The 21499-nt window shown below is 65.8% G+C and carries 22 protein-coding genes and 1 pseudogene; 10 read left to right on the forward strand and 13 right to left on the reverse strand.

Translation table 11 applies throughout. The features are described 5' to 3' along the window. Position 1: 1 nt before the first annotated feature. Genes paaE through paaA form a run of 5 tightly spaced genes read right to left on the reverse strand, consistent with a single transcriptional unit; the run spans position 2 to position 3685 of the window. Positions 2–1078, reverse strand: coding sequence for a 1,2-phenylacetyl-CoA epoxidase subunit PaaE (paaE, locus tag V6Z91_RS04275; RefSeq protein WP_338767079.1), 1077 nt, complete (start codon positions 1076–1078; stop codon positions 2–4). Between the two features lies 1 nt (position 1079). Beyond that, positions 1080–1625, reverse strand: coding sequence for a 1,2-phenylacetyl-CoA epoxidase subunit PaaD (gene paaD, locus V6Z91_RS04280; RefSeq protein ID WP_338767082.1), 546 nt, complete (start codon positions 1623–1625; stop codon positions 1080–1082). Beyond that, positions 1625–2377, reverse strand: coding sequence for a 1,2-phenylacetyl-CoA epoxidase subunit PaaC (gene paaC / locus V6Z91_RS04285; protein WP_338767085.1), 753 nt, complete (start codon positions 2375–2377; stop codon positions 1625–1627). Before paaC ends, paaD begins: the two co-directional genes overlap by 1 nt. A gap of 8 nt (positions 2378–2385) precedes the next feature. Beyond that, positions 2386–2670, reverse strand: a complete 285-nt coding sequence (gene paaB, locus V6Z91_RS04290) for a 1,2-phenylacetyl-CoA epoxidase subunit PaaB (RefSeq protein ID WP_130187516.1) — start codon at positions 2668–2670, stop codon at positions 2386–2388. 25 nt (positions 2671–2695) lie between these two features. Next, complete coding sequence (gene paaA / locus V6Z91_RS04295) at positions 2696–3685, reverse strand: 1,2-phenylacetyl-CoA epoxidase subunit PaaA (protein WP_338767094.1); 990 nt, start codon at positions 3683–3685, stop codon at positions 2696–2698. A gap of 109 nt (positions 3686–3794) precedes the next feature. Between paaA and paaX the strand changes: the two genes are divergently transcribed. Continuing rightward, complete coding sequence (paaX, locus tag V6Z91_RS04300; protein WP_338767096.1) at positions 3795–4724, forward strand: phenylacetic acid degradation operon negative regulatory protein PaaX; 930 nt, start codon at positions 3795–3797, stop codon at positions 4722–4724. Positions 4725–4757: 33 nt separating this feature from the next. Here paaX and V6Z91_RS04305 read toward each other — a convergent pair whose 3' ends face one another. Then, positions 4758–5843, reverse strand: a complete 1086-nt coding sequence (locus V6Z91_RS04305; protein ID WP_338767098.1) for a TRAP transporter substrate-binding protein — start codon at positions 5841–5843, stop codon at positions 4758–4760. 127 nt (positions 5844–5970) lie between these two features. Here V6Z91_RS04305 and V6Z91_RS04310 point away from each other — a divergent pair, with 127 nt between their 5' ends. Then, entirely contained in the window at positions 5971–7095 is a 1125-nt protein-coding gene (locus V6Z91_RS04310; RefSeq protein ID WP_338767101.1) for a M14-type cytosolic carboxypeptidase, read from the forward strand. Positions 7096–7101: 6 nt separating this feature from the next. On the opposite strand, the gene V6Z91_RS04315 is transcribed toward V6Z91_RS04310, so the two are convergent. Next, positions 7102–7839 (reverse strand): helix-turn-helix transcriptional regulator, encoded by a 738-nt coding sequence (locus V6Z91_RS04315; RefSeq protein WP_338767103.1) that lies wholly within the window; start codon positions 7837–7839, stop codon positions 7102–7104. A 132-nt stretch (positions 7840–7971) separates the two neighbouring features. Between V6Z91_RS04315 and V6Z91_RS04320 the strand changes: the two genes are divergently transcribed. The 4 genes and pseudogenes from V6Z91_RS04320 to V6Z91_RS04335 all read left to right on the forward strand — a co-directional run bounded on the left by V6Z91_RS04320 (position 7972) and on the right by V6Z91_RS04335 (position 10774). Continuing rightward, the gene (locus tag V6Z91_RS04320) at positions 7972–8370 is read left to right on the forward strand and encodes a hypothetical protein (RefSeq protein ID WP_338767105.1); all 399 of its coding nucleotides are present in this window, start codon (positions 7972–7974) and stop codon (positions 8368–8370) included. A 39-nt stretch (positions 8371–8409) separates the two neighbouring features. Then, on the forward strand, positions 8410–8805 hold the full coding sequence (locus tag V6Z91_RS04325; RefSeq protein WP_338767108.1) for a hypothetical protein: 396 nt from the start codon (positions 8410–8412) through the stop codon (positions 8803–8805). A gap of 77 nt (positions 8806–8882) precedes the next feature. Beyond that, positions 8883–9580 (forward strand): annotated as a pseudogene (locus tag V6Z91_RS04330) (DUF2145 domain-containing protein). A gap of 90 nt (positions 9581–9670) precedes the next feature. After that, entirely contained in the window at positions 9671–10774 is a 1104-nt protein-coding gene (locus V6Z91_RS04335) for a hypothetical protein (protein WP_338767111.1), read from the forward strand. A 217-nt stretch (positions 10775–10991) separates the two neighbouring features. Here V6Z91_RS04335 and V6Z91_RS04340 read toward each other — a convergent pair whose 3' ends face one another. After that, a complete protein-coding gene (locus V6Z91_RS04340; RefSeq protein WP_338767114.1) occupies positions 10992–12080 on the reverse strand; it encodes a TRAP transporter substrate-binding protein in 1089 nt (362 codons plus the stop codon). 86 nt (positions 12081–12166) lie between these two features. Beyond that, positions 12167–13519, reverse strand: coding sequence for a metalloprotease PmbA (gene pmbA / locus V6Z91_RS04345; protein ID WP_338767117.1), 1353 nt, complete (start codon positions 13517–13519; stop codon positions 12167–12169). 92 nt (positions 13520–13611) lie between these two features. On the opposite strand from pmbA, the gene yjgA reads away from it, so the two are divergent. The 3 genes from yjgA to V6Z91_RS04360 are packed head-to-tail and all read left to right on the forward strand — an operon-like array spanning position 13612 to position 15527. Beyond that, the gene (gene yjgA / locus V6Z91_RS04350; protein WP_338767119.1) at positions 13612–14226 is read left to right on the forward strand and encodes a ribosome biogenesis factor YjgA; all 615 of its coding nucleotides are present in this window, start codon (positions 13612–13614) and stop codon (positions 14224–14226) included. Beyond that, positions 14207–14845: a molybdopterin adenylyltransferase gene (gene mog, locus V6Z91_RS04355; protein WP_338767121.1), complete on the forward strand. Its 639-nt coding sequence runs from the start codon at positions 14207–14209 to the stop codon at positions 14843–14845. The genes yjgA and mog overlap by 20 nt, the downstream gene beginning before the upstream one ends. A gap of 10 nt (positions 14846–14855) precedes the next feature. Next, the gene (locus tag V6Z91_RS04360; RefSeq protein ID WP_338767124.1) at positions 14856–15527 is read left to right on the forward strand and encodes a carboxylesterase; all 672 of its coding nucleotides are present in this window, start codon (positions 14856–14858) and stop codon (positions 15525–15527) included. 160 nt (positions 15528–15687) lie between these two features. On the opposite strand, the gene V6Z91_RS04365 is transcribed toward V6Z91_RS04360, so the two are convergent. Beyond that, complete coding sequence (locus V6Z91_RS04365) at positions 15688–16242, reverse strand: carboxymuconolactone decarboxylase family protein (RefSeq protein WP_338767128.1); 555 nt, start codon at positions 16240–16242, stop codon at positions 15688–15690. Between the two features lie 93 nt (positions 16243–16335). Between V6Z91_RS04365 and V6Z91_RS04370 the strand changes: the two genes are divergently transcribed. After that, complete coding sequence (locus V6Z91_RS04370) at positions 16336–17673, forward strand: aspartate aminotransferase family protein (RefSeq protein ID WP_338767130.1); 1338 nt, start codon at positions 16336–16338, stop codon at positions 17671–17673. A gap of 105 nt (positions 17674–17778) precedes the next feature. Here the strand turns inward: V6Z91_RS04370 and V6Z91_RS04375 are convergent, their stop codons facing one another. The 3 genes from V6Z91_RS04375 to V6Z91_RS04385 are packed head-to-tail and all read right to left on the reverse strand — an operon-like array spanning position 17779 to position 21380. After that, positions 17779–18624 (reverse strand): fumarylacetoacetate hydrolase family protein, encoded by an 846-nt coding sequence (locus V6Z91_RS04375; RefSeq protein WP_338767132.1) that lies wholly within the window; start codon positions 18622–18624, stop codon positions 17779–17781. Between the two features lie 51 nt (positions 18625–18675). Next, entirely contained in the window at positions 18676–19980 is a 1305-nt protein-coding gene (locus V6Z91_RS04380) for an MFS transporter (RefSeq protein ID WP_338767135.1), read from the reverse strand. Between the two features lie 2 nt (positions 19981–19982). Then, a complete protein-coding gene (locus V6Z91_RS04385; protein ID WP_338767137.1) occupies positions 19983–21380 on the reverse strand; it encodes a lysine 2,3-aminomutase in 1398 nt (465 codons plus the stop codon). Between the last annotated feature and the right edge of the window lie 119 nt (positions 21381–21499).

A 21499-nucleotide genomic window follows, 5' to 3' on the forward strand; every position in this document is an offset into this window, starting at 1 on the left:
TTCATTCCGCCTGGTCGAAATCGATCACCACCCTGTCCGTCGCCGGAAAACTCTGGCAACTGAGCACGAAGCCCCGGGCGATCTCGTAATCCTCCAGCGCATAGTTCACATCCATGTCCACCTTGCCCTCGACGACCTTGCAGCGGCAGGTGGAGCACACGCCACCCTTGCACGAGTAGCGCATGTCCAGGCCGGCGCGCAAGCCCGCGTCCAGGATCGATTCCTTGTCTTTTTCCATCGAGAAGGTGGCGGCGCTGCCATCCTGGATCACGGTGACTTCGGTGAGGTGCCGCGCCGCCGCGGTATCGGATTGCGGCTTGTGCTGGTGCCTGGGGATCGATGCGGCGAAAAGCTCTATCTTGATGGCGGACTTCGGCATGCCCGCCTCCTGCAGGGCTTCCGAAACGCCCAGCATCATGTCTTCGGGCCCGCAGATGAAGGCCGTGTCATAGTCGGCGATATCGATCCAGTGCGCCAGGAACTGCTGCGTCTTTTCCTTCGTGATGCGGCCGTTGAACAGCTCGATGTCCTGCTGTTCGCGGCTCATCACGTAGACGATGTTCAGGCGCTCCAGGTACAAATCCTTCAGCTCCATCAGCTCGTTCCGGAAGATCACGGAGGACGACGACCGGTTGCCGTAGATGAGCGTGAAGCGGCTGCGCGGTTCCGTCATCAGCGTCGTCTTGATGATCGACAGGACAGGGGTGATGCCGCTGCCGGCCGCGAAGGCCAGGTAGTTGCGTTCATTTTCCGCCGCCAGCGGCACATTGAAGTGGCCCATCGGCGGCATGACCTCGATCACGGCGCCGGGTTTCAGCGACTCGTTGGCCCAGCTGGAGAACATGCCGCCCGGCGTGCGCTTGATGGCCACGCGCAGCGCGCCATCCTGTACGGCCGAGCAGATCGAGTAGGAACGGCGCACGTCCTCGGCGCCGATCCTCGTGCGCAGGGTCAGGTGCTGGCCCTGCTGGTAACGGAAATCGTCTTGCAGTTCGGGCGGCACGGCGAACGTGACGGCGATGCAGTCGCGCGTTTCGTTGTGCACGCGCGCGACGGTCAGCGGATGAAATTTGCTCATGTCAGTGGCACTTGAAGTAATCGAACGGTTCGCGGCAGGCCAGGCAGCGGTACAGCGCCTTGCACGGCGTGGAACCGAACTGGCTCGTGAGTTCCGTGTGCGTGGAACCGCAGTGCGGGCAGGCGATGCGCGGCGTGGCGCCGGCGCGGCGCGGGTTCGTACGTGATACGGCTGCCGCGAGCCCTCCCCCGCGCAGGCCCGAGATGTCGACCACCTGGTGCGCCGGCGGCGCGATGCCATAGCCGCGCAGCTTCTGCCGCCCCGCCTCGCTGAGCCAATCGGTGGTCCAGGCCGGCGACAGCCGGGTGACGATGCGCACGTCCTCCACGCCGTGGTCCTGCAAGGCTTCGCGCACCGCGCCTTCGATCACGTGGGTGGCCGGGCAGCCGGAGTACGTTGGCGTGAGCGTGACGGTGACGGTGTCGCTTTCCACGTGCACGGCGCGCACGATGCCGAGGTCGACCACGGAGATCACGGGGATTTCCGGGTCGGCCACGTCGGCGAGCCATGTCCAGACCGTGGCTTCATCCAGGGCGGTGGTCATCATTACCAGGTCGCTCCCGGATAGGCCCGTTGCAAGAACTGCATTTCGGCCAGCAGGTAGCCCAGGTGTTCCGTGTGGCGGCCCTGCTTGCCCCCTTTCTGCATCCAGGCGCCTGGTGCCGGCATCGCCAGCGTGGCTTCGGTGAAGATGTCCGCCACGTGCGCCAGCCATTGCGCGCGCACCTGCACGGCGGGCGGCGCGATGCCGGCGGCGACCATCGCGTCGTCGACGGCGTCGTAGTTGAAGACCTCGCCGGTGAACATCCACAGCTCGTCGGCCGCCGTTTGCGTGTACTCATGGCTGAGTGCCGTGCCGTCGCCGAGGCGGACAATGAGGTCGCCGCTGCGGCGCAGGTGGTATGTGACTTCCTTCAGCGACTTTTCCGCGATCCCGGCGATACGCGGATCGGACGCCTGCACGAGTGCGCCGATAAGGAAATAGTGCCACGTGTCGAAGTAGAACTGGCGCATCAGGGTGTGCGCGTAATTGCCGTTCGGCTGCTCGACCAGCAGCACGTTGTGGAAATCGCGCGCGTCGCGCAGGTAGGCCAGCGCGTCCTCGTCGCGGCCGCGGCCTTCCAGCTCGCCCGCATAGGTAAGCCACAGGCGGGCCTGGCCCAGAAGGTCGAGCGCCACGTTGGTGAGCGCCATGTCCTCTTCCAGCGCCGGGCCCTTGCCGCACAGTTCGGACAGGCGCTGGCTCAGCACGAGGGCGTTGTCGCCCAGGCGCAGCAGATATTGGATTTTCGCGTCCATCGGGAGCCTTACAGGTTCTTCACTTCTTCCGGCATCGGGAAGAAGGTGGGGTGGCGATACACCTTGCTGTTGGCCGGCTCGAACAGCGCGCCCTTGTCGAACGGGCTGCTGGCCACGATGTCGGCAGCGCGCACGACCCAGATCGACACACCTTCGTTGCGGCGCGTGTACACGTCGCGCGCGTTATTGATCGCCATCTCCGCGTCCGGCGCGTGCAGGCTGCCCACGTGCTTGTGGGCCAGGCCGTGCTGGCTGCGGATGAACACTTCCCACAGGGGCCATTCCTTGCTCATGCTTTGTCTCCGTTTTATCGAGGTACTACGCCGCGGCCTTGTCCTGCGCGCGCTTCTCGGCATGCGCCACGAGGGCGTCGCGGAACCACTGGCCATCCTCGTAAGCCTTCACGCGGGTGCGCAGCCGTTCGCGGTTGCAGGGTCCGTTGCCCTTCAGGACGTTATGGAACTCTTCCCAGTCGATCTCGCCGAAGTCGTAGTGCCCCCGTTCGGCGTTCCATTTCAGGTCGGGATCTGGGATCGTCAGGCCCAGGAATTCGGCTTGCGGCACGGTCTGGTCGACCATGCGCTGGCGCAACTCGTCGTTGGAAAACAGCTTGATGCGCCACTTCGCCGATTGCGCGCTGTTGACGGAGTCGGCGTCCGATGGGCCGAACATCATCAGGGACGGCCACCACCAGCGGTTCAGCGCATCCTGCGCCATCGCCTTCTGCTCGGGCGTGCCGCGGCACAGGGAGAGCATGATGTCGTAGCCCTGGCGGGCGTGGAACGACTCTTCCTTGCAGACGCGGATCATGGCCCGCGAATAGGGGCCATACGAGCAGCGGCACAGCGGGATCTGGTTGATGATGGCCGAACCGTCGACGAGCCAGCCGATGGCGCCCATGTCGGCCCACGACAGCGTGGGGTAGTTGAAGATGCTCGAGTATTTCGCCTTGCCCGAGTGCAGGGCTTGCAGCAGTTCGTCACGCGACACGCCCAGCGTTTCGGCAGCGCTGTACAGGTACAGGCCGTGGCCGGCTTCGTCCTGGATCTTGGCCAGCAGGATGGACTTGCGTTTCAGCGTGGGGGCGCGCGTCACCCAGTTCCCCTCCGGCAGCTGGCCGACGATTTCGGAATGGGCGTGCTGCGAGATCTGCCGGACCAGCGTCTTGCGGTAAGCCTCCGGCATCCAGTCCTTCGGCTCGATCTTGATGCCGTCGTCGATGCGCTGCTGGAAGGCGCGCTCTTGCGCGCTCATGTCCTCGTCGGTGCGGACATTCTTCAGCCCGGTCTCCACCATTTGTGCGTACATGTCGTCTCCTCCTCTTTCGACCATAATACGATACACAAATTTGTTTGCAAACGTCTTTTTTGAGTCACTTTCAAAAACCGTATCTTGTTTGGCCGGATACAATGGCGCCATGAAGAATGATTTGACCAATGCGAGCCTGGACCAGTGGATCGATCGGCACCTTGCGGAAGAACCGCCCCGCTCGAAGTCCCTGGTGATGACGATTTTCGGGGATGCGATCGTTCCCCATGGCGGGCTGGCTTGGCTGGGCAGCCTCATCGAACTGCTGGCGCCGTTCGGCGTCAACGACCGGCTGCTGCGCACTTCCGTGTTCCGGCTGGCGCAGGAAGGCTGGCTGGTGTCGCAGCGCGACGGCCGGCGCAGCCACTACACGATCACGCCGGAAGCTGCCCAGCGCTTCGCGCGCGCTTTCCGCCGCGTGTACGCGGCGCCGCATGTGCACTGGCACGGCAGCTGGACTTTCGTGCTGGGCACCAACGGCCTGTCAGCGGCCGAACGGACCACGTTGCGCAAGGAATTGCTGTGGGAGGGCTACAGCGTGGTCGCCCCCGGCATCGCGGGACACCCGGCCGGGGATGCCGAGGCGCTGGACGATCTGCTGGGCCGGCTGGACATGCGCGGCAAGGTCTACGTGGTGCAGGCCGCGCAACTGCCGGGCGTGCAGGGCAAGCCGCTGGCCGACCTGATCGCCGAGGGCTGGGACCTGCGGGAAGTGGCGGGCGGCTACGAGCGCTTCATCGAACGGTTCGCGCCGGTGCGCTCGCTGCTGGGCGGGGAAGTCTCGCCCCGGCAGGCTTTCATCGTGCGCACGCTGCTGATCCACGCCTACCGGCGGGTGCAGCTGCACGATCCGCAGCTGCCGGTGGAACTGCTGCCCGAACCGTGGCCCGGCGCCGCCGCGTACGAGCTGGCGCGCGAACTGTACCTGCTGACGTATGCCGCCGCCGAGGAATATGTGGTGGCGGCGCTGCGGCGCGAGGCGCCAGACGTGGCCGGGGCTGGCGCCGCGTTCTTCGAACGGTTCGGGGGACTGCACTAGCTGTCACGGCCGAGCTATCACGGCCGGCAGGCGTCAGCGCCGCACGGCCGTGATCAGGTAGTTCTGCATGGCCGCCTCCGCTACGGATGCCCACTGGTTCTGGTCGTGCCGGAACCGCTTCCACGGCTCGTAGATCTTGCGGAACTTCGCGTTCTTCGCCGCCTCCTCTTCCATCACGGCGGTGGACTGTTTATAGGCGGCGTCCATCACATCCTTGCCGAACGTGTGCAGCCTGGCGCCGTTCTTCAGCAGGCGGGCCAGCGCGGCGGGGTTGCGGGCGTCGTAGGCGGCCTGCATGCGCACATGGCATTCGTATGAAGCCGCTTCCAGCGCCGCCTGGTACGGTTTCGGCAGCTTGTCCCATTGTGCGCTGTTCACGTAGAACGACAGTTGCGGCCCCGCTTCCCACCAGCCCGGCGTGTAGTAGTGCGGGGCGACGCGCACGAGGCCGAGCTTTTCATCGTCGTACGGACCCACCCATTCGGCCGCGTCGATCGTGCCCTTTTCCAGCGCCGCGTACACGTCGCCGGCCGGGATCTGCTGCGGCACCACGCCCATGCGTTCCATCACGCGGCCGGCGAAGCCCGCCACGCGCATCTTGAGGCCCTTCAGGTCGGCCACCGAGCGGATCTCCTTGCGGTACCAGCCGCCCATCTGCGTGCCCGTGTTCCCGCCCAGGAAGTTGACGATGCCGTAGCCGCGGTAGAACTCGCGCAGCAGCTCGCGGCCGCCGCCGTGCTCGTACCATGCCGTCTGCTGGCGTGACGTGAGGCCGAACGGCACGGCGCAATCGAAGGCGAACGTGGGGTCCTTGCCGAAGTAATAGTAGGCGGGCGTGTGGCCCATCTCGACGGTGTTGGCCTGCACCGCATCCATCACCTGCAGGCCGGGCACGATCTCGTTGGCGGCGAACTGGCGGATCTGCAGCCGGTTATCGGTCAGCTGGGCCACGCGCTTGACGAACGCTTCCGCCGAGCCATAGATCGTGTCCAGCGTTTTCGGGAAGCTCGATGCCAGCCGCCAGGTGATGGTGCCCTGGCCCTGGGCGATGGCCGGCACGGCCACGGTGGCGCCCGCGGCAGCGGCGGCGGCATGGCTTACGAAGGAACGGCGTTGCATCGTCGGTCTCCTTTGCGTGGATGAGCCATTCTATGCCCAACGCCGCGCGAAGGGTGCAATTCGCCGCGCAAAGCCGTTATCATGGCGGCCTCGCGCCATGGCGCTTCCATTCATAACAGGACACACAATGTCTATCAAGATCAGCAGCCAGTTCGACGCTGGCGCCATCGAACTCGTCAGCGTTACCAGCGCCGGCGATATCGACGTGAACATCCGCAAGGACTCCCATGCCGACATCACCCAGTGGTTCTACTTCCGCGTGCAGGGCGCGGGCAGCACGCCGCTGACGATCCGCTTCCTGAACGCCGGCAAGGCTGCCTATCCGGATGGCTGGAAGGATTACCAGGCCGTGGCCAGCTACGACCGCGACACGTGGTTCCGCGTGCCGACGAGCTTCGACGGCGAGGTGATGACGATCGAGCACGAGCCCGAATACGACAGCGTGTACTACGCCTACTTCGAGCCGTATTCGTGGGAACGCCACCTGTCGCTGCTGGACAACGCGCAACTGTCGCCGCTGGCCCAGCTGGTGGACCTGGGTTCCACCGTGGATGGCCGCGACCTGAACATGCTGGTGATCGGCGATCCGGACGCAGCGAAGAAAGTGTGGGTGATCGCGCGCCAGCACCCGGGCGAGACGATGGCCGAATGGTTCGTGGAAGGCATGGTCGAAGCGCTGCTGGACCCGGCCGACCCGTTCGCCAGCCAGTGCCTGAAGGAAGCCGTGTTCTACGTGGTGCCGAACATGAACCCGGACGGCTCGGTGCGCGGCAACCTGCGCACCAACGCGGCCGGCGCCAACCTGAACCGCGAGTGGAACACGCCCACGATGGAGCGCAGCCCGGAAGTGTTCCTGGTGAAGGAAGCGATGCAGGAAACCGGCTGCGACCTGTTCCTGGACGTGCACGGCGACGAGGGCCTGCCCTATGTGTTCGTGGCCGGCAGCGATTCGCTGGAAAACTTCACCCCCGAGCAAAAGGCCGAGCAGGATGCCTTCATCGCCGACTTCAAGGTGGCCAGCCCCGACTTCCAGAGCGAATTCGGCTACCCGGACGCGCCGTTCACCCCCGAAGTGCTGACCATGGGTTCGCCCCACATCACCCACCTGTTCGGCTGCCTGTCGCTGACCCTGGAACTGCCGTTCAAGGACAATGCCAACGACCCCGACCCGGTCAACGGCTGGAACGGTGCCCGCTCGATGAAGCTGGGCGCCGCCGTGCTGCAGCCGGTGCTGCGCGCGCTGCGCCGGTAAGACGCATCACCGCTCGCGCCGCAGCTTGCCGAACGCCTTCGGCAACCAGGGGCGCGCCGCGAGCATGAACGTGATGGCTTGCCGCTCCTGGTATGGCAACCGGGCGTCGGCCTGGTGCTGCCGCGAGAAATCGTCGGCCACCTGGCGCAGCCGCTCCAGCAGTGCCTGCGTGGAGGCCGGCGACAGCATCACGCTGAACAGGCGCAGCAGTTCGCCCTGGCCGTCGAAGCGGGCGTCGAGGTAGTCGGCCGCCGCCTCGCGGCGAAACCAGGCCTGGATCGGGCCGTTCGGAATCCAGTCGAACGTGCGCTCGACCAGCAGTTTTACCCGGTTGTTCGGTTTCAGGACGAGGAAGCCGATGCGGTCCAGCCGCAGCAGGTACTTCACGGCTTCCGCTTCCGTGAGCGCGAACGTGGCCACCATTTCGTCGACCGGCACGCCGTTCAGCGCCGCAACCGCGACCAGCAGCAGCTTCGGGTCGCCCGTCAATTCCTCTTCCTGCGCATAACTCAGTTGCGCGATCAGCCGGGGCGCGTCAAGCGCGGTCCGCGTCAAATCCAGCAGGTCGATGCCGGCCGCCGCCAGTACTTCGTCGAGACGCTGCAAGCTGAAGCTGCGCTGCGCGAACATGCGCTTCACGCTGGCCTCGGACATGCCGATGCGCCGCGCCAGCTCCGCGTAGGTGATGCCGCGCGCCTTCAGTTCACGTTTCAGTCCCTCGACCAACATCGCGCTGCCGGGCATAGGCTTATCCTTTGAAAGTATCGCTTTCCGATACTTTAGCAGGGTCGGCCCGCAACTGCCGGGATATCGATTGCCTGCCTGGCCCGCGGCACCGATGATGCGTGCACTGTCATTTTTACTTGTTTGGAGACAATGATGAAACGCCTGCTGTGCCTTACCCTGTTGAGCCTTGCCTGCGCCACCGGCCATGCCGCCGATGGTTCGGCCCCTTCGCAAGCGATCGGGGAAGCTTCCGGTGTCGTGGTGGTGGGGTCGCTGGTGCCCGTGGTGCTGGCCGGCAGCGTCGTCGTGGTGGCGCTGGAGAAAACGGGCGAAGGCGTCGACCTGCTGCTGGAAAGCGCGGCCGATGGCAGCCGCGCCACGGTGCGCTTGTCCGGCAAGGCGGCCGAGGGCTTGTCGGTGGCGGCCGGCACCGCCGTGGACGTGACGGCCACCAGCACCGGCCATGTGCTCGTGGCCGCGGGCAAGGTAATCGCCTTCGTGCCCAATGCGGCCGGCAAGGCATTGCTGCGCAGCGCGCGCGAATCCTGAACCACACCATTGCACGATCACTGCACGGAGTCATTCATCATGAAACGCATTCTTTCCCTTGTACTGGCCGCATCCCTGCTGGGGGGCATGCCCGCGGCCCGAGCCGGCACCGCTTCCGAGGCGTCGATGATCAGCGGCCTGCTGTCGGGCCTGGTCGTCGTCGGATCGATCGCCGCAACCGGTTCCACCGTGGTCGAGAGCGTGGAAAAGGTGGGCGACGGCGTGGAACTGCTGTTGACGAACACGTCGAACGCCAGCAAGGCCACGGTGCGCCTGTCCGGCCGGGCGGCGCAGCAGCTCTCCGTTGCCGCCGGCACCACGCTGGACGTGGTGGCCACGTCCACCGGCCACCTGCTCGTCCTGTCCGGCAAGGTGCTTGCCTTCGTTCCCAATGAGCTGGGCAAGGCCCTGCTGCATCACGCGGAGGTGAAATGATGCGCCCCCTTCTGTTCGCCGCCTGCCTGGCCTTCGCCGCGCCCGCCTGGGCCGGCCAGCCGTGCGAGGAAGTGCCGATGGCGGTGACGGACACGGTGAAGTCGCTGGACCTTGCCCAGCGCACGTTCCAGGCGCTCGATGCCAGCGGCGCCAAGGCGGTGCTGATTTCGCGCGCGGGCCAGGACTTGAGCAAGTACGGCCTGCGCTACTCGCACATGGGCATCGTGGTGCGCGACCACGCGGCGGGGCGCTGGACCGTGGTGCACGAGCTGAACGAGTGCGGCACGGCTTCCTCTGGCCTGTACAACGAAGGCCTGGGCAATTTCTTCCTCTCCGCCTGTTCCGCTACGAGGCGCAGGTGGTGATTCCCGGCCCCGAGGTGCAGGAGCGGCTGGCGCAACTGGTGGCCACGCGCACTGCGCGACGGCTGCACGAGCCCCATTACAACATGCTGTCCTACGCGTATTCGACGCGCTACCAGAACTCGAACCAGTGGGTGCTGGAAACGTATGCGGCGGCCAGCGCACCGGCCGGCCAGGTGGAAACGCGCGAGGAAGCGCAAGCCTGGCTGAAGGAGGCAGGCTTCGAACCGATCACCGTCCGCGTGCGCAGCGTGACGCGTCTCGGCGGGCGCATGTTCCGCGCCAACGTGGCCTTCGACGACCACCCGTTCGATCGCCGCATGGCCGGGCAGATCGACACCATCACCACCGAGGCCATCGTGCGCTTCGTGCGGAAGATCGACAGCGCGGCGAAGGTGATGGTCGTGGAATGACGCATTGCGTGCGCGTGGTTTGATCCAACACAAATGTGGCAAGCTGGGCGGCACAATGATGGGGATACGAACCCATCGAGGAGACCCGTCATGCGCACCCTTGCCCTGCTGGCCGTTGCCGCGCTGCTTGCCGGCTGCACCACGCCCTACCGCCCGCCCCGGTTCATGGAGGCCGATGCCCGCTTTCCCGGCCTGATCGATTTCGCTGCCCGCGCCCCGGCAAAGAGAACCGACGTGCTGCTGGTGCACGGCATGTGCACGCACGACGCGACGTGGGCGAAGGAAACCATCGACACGCTGGCCGCGCAATTGTCGGCGAATGTCACGCCGGGGCCGGTGCAGCGCGCCGCCGCACCCGCCATCGAGATCGTGCCGATCCGGGTCGATACCCCGCATGGTGCGATCCACTTCAAGTCGCTGATCTGGTCGCCGCTGACCACGCCGATCAAGCAGCAGCTGTGCTACGACCAGACCGACAAGTCGCCGATCTGCTCGGGCGCCCCGCCCTTCACACCGGTGCGCGCCCGCCTGAACGCGAAAGTGAAGGACTGGCTGCTGGACGATTGCCTGCCCGATGCGCTGGTCTACGAAGGCGCGGCGCGCGAGCAGATCCAGCTGCGCATGCGCGACGCGATCCTGGCCGCCACCGAAGGCGGCGACACGGACGCACCGCTGGTGGTGATCTCGGAAAGCCTGGGCAGCAAGATCCTGTACGACACCCTGCTGCGCATGCTGGACGAACCGGCGCCGAGCCGCGCGGCCCAGGTCGCGGCGCGCGAGCTCCAGCGCACGGCGTGGCTGATCATGGCCGCCAACCAGATCCCGCTCTTGCAAATGGCCGAACAGCCGCTCGCGCCGGCGTCCGCCGCGCCGACGGTCATGCAGGCGCCGCCGCCGGACAGCCTGCAACGGCTGCTGCAAAAGCGGCGCGCGCCGGTGGCCGACCGCCGCGGTGCCGCGGCCCCGCTGACCCTGGTCGCCTTCAGCGATCCCAGCGACGTGCTAACCCATACCCTGCCGCCGGAACGCTACCGCGAGGATGGAACGACCGTGTTCAACGTGCTGGTGTCGAACGCGCCCACGTATTTCGGGCTGTTGCAGGACCCGGTGCGGGGGCACCTGGACTACCTGTCGAATCCGGATGTGGGCAGCTTGATCAGTTGCGGAATGCCGCGCAGTGCGCTGTGCAAGTGATGCTCCGGCGATCGGCCTGTTTCAAGTGACTGGTGTCGTACACCTTCAGGTCGGTCCGCCGCAGCGGTACGACACCGGTTTTCCCAGCCATAGTCGACAAGATCTGGCGAAAACCGGTGTCGTACACCGAAAAGCCGGTGTACGACACCATGACGCGAGCGCCGGTGGCTTCTTCTCCATGAGATGACAGGCACCGGCTTTGGCCAGCCCCGGGCCACTACTTCCCGCGCCCCGCGGAAATCAGGTAATTCTGGATCGGCGCCTCGGCCACCGAGGCCCACTGGTTCTGGTCTTGCCGGAACCTTTTCCACGGCTCGTAGATCTTGCGGAACTTGGCGTTCTTCGACGCTTCCTCTTCCATCACCGCGGTGGCCGTCTTGTAGCAGGCGTCCATGGCGTCGCGCGGGTAGGTGCGCAGCTTCACGCCGTTCTTCAGCAGGCGGGCCAGGGCAGCGGGGTTCTTCACGTCGTATTCTGCCTGCATGGTCACGTGCGCTTCATACGTGGCCACTTCCACCGCGGCCTGGTAATCCTTCGGCAGCTTTTCCCATTCCTTCAGGTTCACGTAGAACGAGAAGGAGGCGGACGGTTCCCACCAGCCGGGCGCGTAGTAGAACGGCGCCACCTTGAAGAAGCCCAGCTTTTCATCGTCGTAGGGGCCCACCCATTCGGCCGCGTCGATCGTGCCCTTTTCCAGCGCCGGGTAGATATCGCCCCCGGCCAGCTGCTGCGGCACCACGCCGAGGCGTTCCAGCACCCTGCCGGCAAAGCCCGCCACGCGCATCTTGGTGCCCTTCAGGTCGGCCAGCGACTTGATCTCCTTGCGGAACCAGCCGCCCATCTGCGTGCCCGAGTTCCCGCCCAGGAAGTTGATGATGTTGTAGTCCTTGAAGAAGGCGCGCATCAGCTCGCGGCCGCCGCCCTGGTCGTACCACGCCGTGTGCTGGCGCGACGTGAGCCCGAACGGCACGGCGCAATCGAACGAGAACGCACTGTCCTTGCCGAAGTAGTAGTACGAGGCGCTGTGGCCGCACTCCACGGTGTTGCCCTGCACGGCGTCGAGCACCGCCAGGCCTGGCACGATCTCGCCGGCCGCGAACGAGCGGATCGTGAACTTGCCGTTGGTAAGCTGGGAGATGCGGCGGGTGAAGGTATCCGAAGCACCAAAGATGGTGTCCAGCGACTTGGGGAAGCTGGAGGCGAGGCGCCAGGTGATGGCGGGCTGGGACTGCGCGATGGCGGGCGCGGCGATGATGCCGGCTCCCGCGCCCGCGGCAGCCTTCGCAATGAAGCGTCGACGTTCCATACGGTCTCCTGAGGATGTTTTATAACGTTACGGAATACGCTACTGCTCAGGACAGTGTAGGGAAACGCCGATGGCGTGGCAACAATTCAGTTGCCGGCGACGACCATCTTTTCGATCAGGATGGAACCCGTCTGTTTCGTGCCACGGATCAGTACGTCGTTGCCGATCCCCACGATCTGGCGGAACATTTCCTTCATATTGCCGGCGATCGTGATTTCCTCGACCGGATACTGGATGATGCCGTTCTCGACCCAGAAGCCGGAGGCGCCGCGCGAATAATCGCCCGTCACGTAGTTGGTGCCCTGGCCCATCAGTTCCGTGACCAGCAGGCCGGTCCCCATCTTCTTCAGCATGCCGGCGAAGTCGTCTTCCGGCCGCGTGAGCGTGGACGTCAGCGACAGGTTATGCGAGCCGCCGGCATTGCCGGTGGTTTGCATGCCCAGCTTGCGGGCCGTGTACGTGGACAGGAAATAGCCTTGCAGGATGCCGTCCTTGACCACGTCGCGGTATCGCGTACGCACACCTTCCTCGTCGAACGGCGCCGAGCCGATGCCGCCGATCACGTGCGGGTCTTCGGAGACCTGCACGTGTTCCGGGAACACCTGCTGGCCCAGCGTATCGAGCAGGAAGGTGGACTTGCGGTACAGCGCACCGCCGGACGTGGCCTGCACGAAGGCGCCCAGCAGGCCCGCGGCCAGCGGCGCCTCGAACAGCACGGGCACGGTGCGGGTGGTGATCTGGCGCGCGTGCAGGCGCGCCAGCGCGCGTTCGGCGGCGTAGCGCCCGATCGCTTCCGGCGTGGCCAGCTTCTTCGGGTCGCGCACCGAGCTGTACCAGTCGTCGCGCTGCATGTGGGCGCCCTTGCCGGCGATCGGCGTGGCCGAGATGGTGTGGCGCGAATACGGATAGCCGCCGATGAAGCCGCGCGAGTTGGCCGACACGAAGTGCGACTGCTGCACGTGCACGCCGGCGCCTTCGCTGTTCGTCACGCGCGGATCGACGGCGAAGGCCGCCGCTTCGGCGCGCTGCGCCAGCGTGACCGCTTCCTCGGTGGTGATGGCCCACGGGTAGAACAGTTGCAGGTCGCGCGGGTCGCGCTCCAGCAGTTCCTCTTCGGCCAGGCCGGCCGCTTCATCGTCCGCCGTGAAGCGGGCGATGTTGTAGGCCGCTTCCACGGTGGCGCGCAGCGAATCGGTGGAAAAGTCCGACGTGGAGGCATTGCCGCGTTTCTTGCCGACGAACACGGTGACGCCGAGGCCCTTGTCCTTGTTCTGCTCGATCGTTTCGATCTTGCCCTTGCGCACCGACACCGACAGCCCGCTACCCTCGCTGATCTCGACGGCGGCATCGGTGCCGCCCTTCTCCCGCGCATAGGCCAATACGTCCCGCGCAAGCTGTTTCAACTGGTCCTGGCTGTGGGTGAAATGCGATTCGCTCATAGGGTGTTTTTGGTCGGCTAAGCATTAAAACAGTTATCATAGCAGCCGTTTACCGTTTTTACAGGCGCGCCTGAATGGCGCGTTTTTCTATCATGCCAAATGCAAACCGCGGGGCCGTCGGCTTCGATTCTTCCGAATTCCAGGAAAAGTACGAGCGCCCTTCCAAAACCGAAATGAAACGCCAGTCCGACGCCCTGCAGGCGCTGGGCCTCGAACTGGTGGAACAGCCGCGCGACCGCGTCAAGCGCGTGCCGATGCCGGAAGACGTGCGGGATGCCATTCTGGAATGCCAGAACATCAAGAACCACGAAGGCCGCCGCCGGCAGCTGCAATTCGTTGGCAAGAAAATGCGCACGCTGACGGAAGAGGAAGTGGCCGTCATCCAGCGCACGATCGAAGGCTGGAAAGGCGCCTCGAAGGCCGATACGGCCGCGCTGCACGCGCTGGAACGCCGCCGCGAAAAGCTGCTGGCCGACGATCAGGCATTGACCGCGCTGCTGGCCGAGCACCAGGAACTCGATGCGCAGCACCTGCGCACCCTGATCCGCAATGCGCGCAAGGAACAGGCCGAAAACAAGCCGCCGAAGGCTTACCGCGAAATCTTCCAGATCCTGAAGGAACTGGATACCAAGGCGCGCGGCGCCGCCAAGCAGGCCGAGGCCGATGCCGACGAAGAGGAAGACGAGGATGACGATCGAGCCGAGTGAACTGGCGAATTTGCTGGTCGTGGGCCTGGTGTCGGTCTCCGACCGGGCCAGCGGCGGCGTATACCAGGACCAGGGGATTCCGGCGCTGGAAGACTGGCTCAAGCGCGCGATCACCACGCCCTTCCGCGTGGAGACGCGCCTGATCCCCGATGACCGTGCCACGATCGAAGCGACGCTGGTGGAGCTGGTCGATACCGTGAAATGCCATCTGGTGCTGACCACGGGCGGCACCGGCCCGGCCCGCCGCGACGTGACGCCGGAAGCCACGCTGGCCATCGGCACGAAGGAAATGCCGGGCTTCGGCGAGCAGATGCGGCAGATCAGCCTGCGCTTCGTGCCCACCGCGATCCTGTCGCGGCAGGTGGCGGTGATCCGCGAGACTACCGACCACGCCGCGTTGGTGATGAACCTGCCCGGCCAGCCGAAATCCATCAAGGAAACGCTGGAAGGCTTGAAGGATGACGCCGGCAACGTACTGGCTGCCGGCATCTTTGCCGCGGTGCCATACTGCGTGGACCTGATCGGTGGGCCGTATATCGAGACCGATGCCGCCGTGTGCAAGGCGTTCCGGCCGAAATCGGCCATCCGCAACAAGGCGGCCGACACCCCACTGCAATGACGAGGAATCCATGATCGACGTGTTACCGAACATCGAAGTCGCCACCAACGACAATCCGCAGGTGGCGATCATCTGGCTGCATGGCCTGGGGGCGGACGGCAACGACTTCGTGCCGTTCGTGCAGGAACTGAATCTCTCCGGCCTGCCCGGCATCCGCTTCATCTTCCCGCACGCGAACACCATGCCGGTGACGATCAACGGCGGCTACACGATGCGCGCATGGTACGACATCGTGCATACCGACCTTGGCCGCCAGGAAGACGAAAAGGGCTTGCGCGCCTCGCAGCTCCAGGTGGAAGCGCTGATCGAGCGGGAGAAATCGCGCGGCATTCCGGCCAGCCGCATCATCCTGGGCGGCTTCTCGCAAGGCTGCGCGATGACCCTGCAGACGGGCCTGCGCTACAAGGAAAAGCTGGCCGGGCTGCTGTGCCTGTCCGGCTACCTGCCGCTGGCTGACAAAACGGCCGCCGAGCGCAACGCCGCCAATGCGGACACGCCGATCTTCCTCGCCCACGGCCGCCTGGACCCGGTAGTGCCGCTCGCCCGCGCCACCGCCTCGCGCGACGCGCTGAAGGCGCTGGGCTACCAGGTCGAGTGGCACGACTACTACATGCAGCACTCCGTCTGCCCGGAAGAAGTGGCCGACATTTCCGGCTGGCTGCAGAAAGTCCTCAAGAGATAACGGCTGAGAGGATAGGTGTCTGACATCAATTCCAGCGGAATTGGTGTCAGACACCGGTTTTCCCTGCCGAAGTCGGCGACTGCGGTGCCGAAAACCGGTGTCGTACACCGGCAAAGCCGGTGTACGACACCAGGACGCAGCGCGGCTTCTTCGGCTGCCGCTACTCCGGCAGCGGAACTGCCGTCGACTCCGGCGCCGCCGACTGCGCGGCGTTCATCACCATTGCCAACAGGGTGTAGTAGCCGTTCAATCCCATCAGGTCCGTCACGCCGTGCTCGCCGAACAGGCGCAGCGCGGCGCCGTACGTGGCGTCGGTGACGCGCTTGTCCCGTTGCAGCTCCATGCAGAAGTCGTAGACCGCCTGCTCGTCCGACGCCAGGCCGGCGGGCGGGCGCCGGTGCGCGATCGCGTCGATGACGGTCGGGGCAATGCCCGCTTCGGCGGCGATCGGCGCATGGATTGCCCATTCCACCTGCTGGTTCCACTGCCGGGCCGTGACGAGGATGGCCAGTTCCGACAGCCGCGTGCCGATCGCGCTGCGGTAACGCAGGTACTCGCCCACGTGCTGGACAGAGCTCATCAGTTCAGGGCTGCGCAGCAGCGGAACGAAGGGGCCGTACAGCGCGCCGCGCGGGCCGGCGATCACGTCCTGGGCGGCGGCCCGTTGTTCCGGCGTCATATGCTCGGGCGGGATGGGGGGAAGGCGGTCTGACATGACGGCAATATTCGCTCACGGCAGGGGAAAAATCAAAGTCTTGGTGTTGCTCGCGGGCTACTGTCGACCGGTCGACACCCCAACGAGGACATCATGACCCAAATGATCCACCGGAACCTGCGCCAGACGCCCCCCACCGCCGTGTGCGCCTTCGGCATGTACATGCGCGACAGCAATGGCAATACCTATATCGACGCGAGCGGGGGCGCCGCCGTGTCCTCGCTGGGCCACAGCCATCCGGACGTGCTGGCGGCGATGAGCGCGCAGATGAAGACGACGGCCTATGCCCACTCCGGCTTCTTCACCACCGACGCGGCCGAGGAACTGGCGCAGCGCCTGGCCACGGACGCGCCGGGCGACCTGAACAACGTGTACCTGGTATCCGGCGGTTCCGAGGCGATCGAGGCGGCGCTGAAGATGGCGCGGCAATTCTTCGTGGAGAACGGCGAGCGCCAGCGGCGCATCTTCATCGCCCGCAAGCAGAGCTATCACGGCAATACGCTCGGTGCACTGGCGCTGGGCGGCAACGAAGCGCGCCGCAAGCAGTTCGAGCCGCTGCTGATGGACGTGCCGCGCGTCTCGCCCTGCTACGAATACCGCCACCGCCCGCCCGGCCAGGATATCAACGAGTACACGGCCGGCCTGATCGCCGAGCTGGAGCAGAAGATCCTGGAAGTGGGCCCGGAAAACATCATCGGCTTCTGTGCCGAGACGGTGGTGGGCGCCACCCTGGGCGCCGTGCCGCCCACGCCCGGCTACTTCAAGGGGGTGCGGGCGCTGTGCGACAAGTACGGCATCCTGTTCATCGCCGACGAAGTCATGTGCGGCATGGGCCGCACCGGCACGCTGTTCGCCATCGAGCAGGATGGCGTGGTGCCCGACCTGGTGGCGCTGGGCAAGGGCCTGGCGGCCGGCTACCAGCCGATCGGCGCCCTGCTGGCGCGCGACCACGTGGTGGAGCGCCTGCGCAACGGCAGCGGCATCTTCCAGCACGGGCACACGTACAACGCGCACCCGGTCGCGGCGGCCGCCGCGCTGGCCGTGCAAAAAGTGATCAAGCGCGACTGCCTGCTGGGCGCGGCCACCGTGCGCGGCACCACGCTGCGGCGCATGCTGCGCGACGCCTTCGGCGGCCATCCGCACGTGGGCGACATCCGCGGCCGCGGCCTGCTGGTGGGGCTGGAACTGGTGCAGGACCGCGCGACCAAGCGCCCGTTCGACCCGGACCTGAAGCTGCACGCGGCGGTGAAGGAAAAGGCCCTGGCGTGTGGCCTGATGGTGTATCCGATGGGCGGCACCGCCGACGGCAAGCGCGGCGACCACATTTTGCTGGCGCCGCCGTTCATCGCCACCGAGGCGGACCTGGGGCAGATCGTCACGCGGTTGTCGGATGCGGTGGAGAAGGCGTTGGTGGCGATCCGGCCGGCTTGATGCTTGCGGCATTGCCCGGAAAATGGGGACAGACCCCATTTCCCGTGCAATGTTTCCGCAAAAACGGGGTACGTCCCCATTTTTACGGAAACATTTGCTGGCGTACTAGAACTGCTGGAACCCGATCACATCCTGCTGCTGCTCGCCCAGTCCGGCAATGCCCAGCCGCAGGAAATCCCCCTTCTTCAGGAAGCGCTTGCGCGCCATGCCCACGCCGGGCGGCGTGCCGGTGGCGATGATGTCGCCCGGCTCCAGCGTCATGAACTGCGACAGGTAGGACACGATCTGCGGCACCTTGAAGATCATCGTCGACGTGTTCCCGGTCTGCATGCGCTTGCCGTTCACTTCCAGGTAGAGATCGAGGTCGTTGACATCCCACACCTCGTCGCGCGTCACCAGCCAGGGGCCGACCGGGCCGAACGTGTCGCAGCCCTTGCCCTTGTCCCACTGGCCGCCGCGTTCGAGCTGGTACTCGCGCTCGGAGACGTCGTTGACCACGCAGTAGCCGGCCACGTATTTCTCGGCGTCGGCTTCGCTCACGTGGCGCGCGCGGGTGCCGATGACGACGCCCAGCTCCACTTCCCAGTCCGTCTTCTTCGAGCCTTTCGGCAGCATCACCGGATCGTCCGGCCCCGAGAGACTCGTGATGGCCTTCATGAACACGATCGGTTCGGTGGGCACCGGCAGGTTCGATTCGGCCGCATGGTCGGCGTAATTGAGGCCGATGCCGATGAACTTGCCCACCTTCCCCACCGGCACGCCGAAGCGCGGATTGCCGCGCACGAGGGGCAGCGTGTCGTAGGGGATCCTGGCGATCTTCTTCAACACCTTGTCCGACAGGTTGGCGCCGGCGATGTCGCCGACCACGCCGGACAGGTCGCGCAGCCTGCCCTCTTCATCGATCAGGCCCGGCTTCTCTTTGCCGATGCGGCCATAACGAACCAATTTCATTTTCTCTCCTGCTTCATGATGCGGCGAAAGCCCAACGCATGCGGCTTCCGGTCAAAGCGGAGATTCTACAGGGTTCGCGAGAAGCGGCCTGCGCCGCCGCCAGACGAACCAGGCGATGCCCGGCAATTGCACCAGCACCAGCACGAAGAACGCCCACTGGTAGGCGGCGGCCGGCAGGTGGCCAGCGGGGTCCGGCAGCCACAGGCCGACGATCATGCCGAAGCCCGCCTGCACGATGAACGCTCCGGTAAAGATCAACAGGTTCAGGCAGGTGGAGGCGCGCCCCGTCAGCGCCGGCGGCATCGCCTGCGCCACGATCGTGTATTCGATGCCGGTGATGGTGCCGACCAGCGTGAACAGCACGGAGAGCATCGGCAGCGTGGGTTGCCAGCCCAGCACGAAGCCGCACTGCACCATCACGAACAGCGACACGCCGACGGCCGCCACGCTGATCGTGTCGACCCCGCGCCTGGCCGCCCACTCGGTCACCATGCCGACCGCGATCGCGCCGAAGATCACGGCCGCCATGCCGAGGTACAGCAGCCATGTCACGCCCTGTTCGGGAAAACGCCCCACGTCGGTCAGCCAGCGGCCGATCCACAGGCCCTGGATGCCGAAGAACACCGTGTGCGGCACCAGCACCAGCCCCGCCGTTTCGCGGAAGGCCGGGTGCCGGAACACCTCGCCCATGATCGCGATATCGAAACACTTGCGCGGCGCGGCCGGCGGCGTGGGCGCCAGCAGCAGGATCAGGAGCGCCACCGCCACGCAGCACAGGGCCAGCACGACGAAGAGCCAGCGCCAGTCGGCATGCTGCAGGAACAGCCGTACCGGCAGCGTCGACGACGCCGCGCCCAGGCCGCCCGCGGCGATCAGGTAACCCTGCACCGACGGCAGCCTGGCCGGCGAGATCCACGTGGAAATCGCCTTCACGGCCGCCATGAAGCAACCGGCCAATCCGAGCCCCATCACCGTGCGCGCGGCCAGCATCTGCACGAAGTCGCCGCTGCACGCGAAGGCGAAGGTGCCCACGGCCGCCAGCAGCAGCATCGGGACTTGCACCAGGCGCGGCCCGTAGCGGTCCAGCGCGATGCCGACCGGCAGCTGCGCCACCGCGAACGCCAGGAAGTAGGCGCTGGTAAGCAAACCCAGGTCTCCCGGTGTCAGCGCCGCGGCGTTCACGAGATGCGGCGCCAGCACGGCGTTCACGGTGCGTAGCAGGCACGACAGGTAATGCCCCAGTGCATACGGCAGGAACACGAGGCACAGCACGGCCAGGCCGGACAATCGGCCCGGCACGCGCCGGCGCCCGCCGAACACGGCGGCGGCCGCTGATACGGGCGCGGGCGTGTCCATCGTCAGGCCGCGTTGCTCTGCGACGCGCACTCGCGCGCGCTGGCGATCGGGATCACCTTGCGCTGCTGCGGCGCGTGGTCGCCATGGCCCGCATCGCCACCCTCCTCGAAGAAGAACTTCTCCTTGCCGAAGGCGGGCTTGAGGTGGTCGAGCCAGGTGGCGTTCGGATCGAACTTGGCAAAGAACGGCTTCCTCACCCAATCCGGGTTGCGTGCCTGCAGGAACTGCAGCGCGAACAGCTTTTCGCCGTTGATCGTGACCACGCCGTCGATGGCGACCTTGCCGGGGAAGGCGCTCATCGACGGGCCGCGCACGGTGCGCGCCAGGCCCGACACCATCTGGTAGGCCTGCTGGAAGATCTCGTGCGCGCGCGCCAGCGGCAGCTGGAAGTACTCGCGCGGGCCCGTGTCGCGTTCCACGAACATGTAGTACGGGATGGCGCCCAGGCGCACACCGGTGCGCCACAGTTCGGCCCAGCTGTGCGGATCTTCGTTGATGTGGCGGATCAGCGGGCCCTGCATGCGCAAGGTGGCGCCGGTGCCGACGATGCGCTTGACGGCCTTCTGGGCGATGTCCTGGCGCAGTTCCACGGCATGGTTGTAGTGGCCCATGATCGCCAGGTTCTTGCCGCTGGCAACGACCTTCTCGAACAGGCGCAGCAGGTCGTCCGCATCCTTGTCCGTGACGAAGCGCTGTGGCCAATATGCAACGGACTTCGTGCCGATGCGAATGTTCTGGATGTGCGCCAGTTCCGGCGCCAGCAGCGGTTCGATGAAGTCGGCCAGCGAGCGCGTGTTCATGATCATCGGGTCGCCGCCGGTGATCAGGACGTCCGTCACTTCCTCGTGGGACTTCAGGTAGGACACCAGCTCGCCCGTTTCCCTGGCGTCGAATTTCATGTCGTCCATGCCCACGAACTGCGGCCAGCGGAAGCAGAACGTGCAGTAGGCGTGGCAGGTCTGGCCCGAGCTGGGGAAGAACAGCACGGTTTCCTTGTACTTGTGCTGCAAGCCCTTGAGCACGTGGTCGTTCACGCGCGGCACATTGTGCGTCATCTGGCCCGCCGGGTGCGGGTTCATGCGCATGCGGATCTTGTGCACCAGGGCGGCGATGGCCGCGTCGTCCTGCTTCACCAGCACCAGGTCGCGCAGCTGGCGGTATTCCTCCACGGGCAGCATGTCGCGGTGCGGGAACACCAGGCGGTAGATGGGATCGTCCGGCACGTTGCGCCAGTCGATCAGGTTCTCGAGCACGTACTCGTTGGTGCGGAACGGCATCACGTGCGAAACCACCTGCACGGCTTCCTGCTGGTCCGGCGGCAGCCATTGCCACTGGCGGGCCTGGCGGATGCTTTGACGGGTGTACGGCTTGAATTTTTGCGGGGCGAATTCGGTCGTCATTGTGTTCTCCGGGATAAACGAATCCCCATGCTATGCAGCCGGCACCCACCCAATGTTGCACAAGCTCAATATCCACACGGAAATCCGCAGTCCGCAATGTTGTCGGTGGTTTTGCCACT

Origin of the sequence: Massilia sp. METH4 (assembly GCF_037094685.1) — a bacterium.
GTDB lineage: Bacteria > Pseudomonadota > Gammaproteobacteria > Burkholderiales > Burkholderiaceae_D > Rugamonas.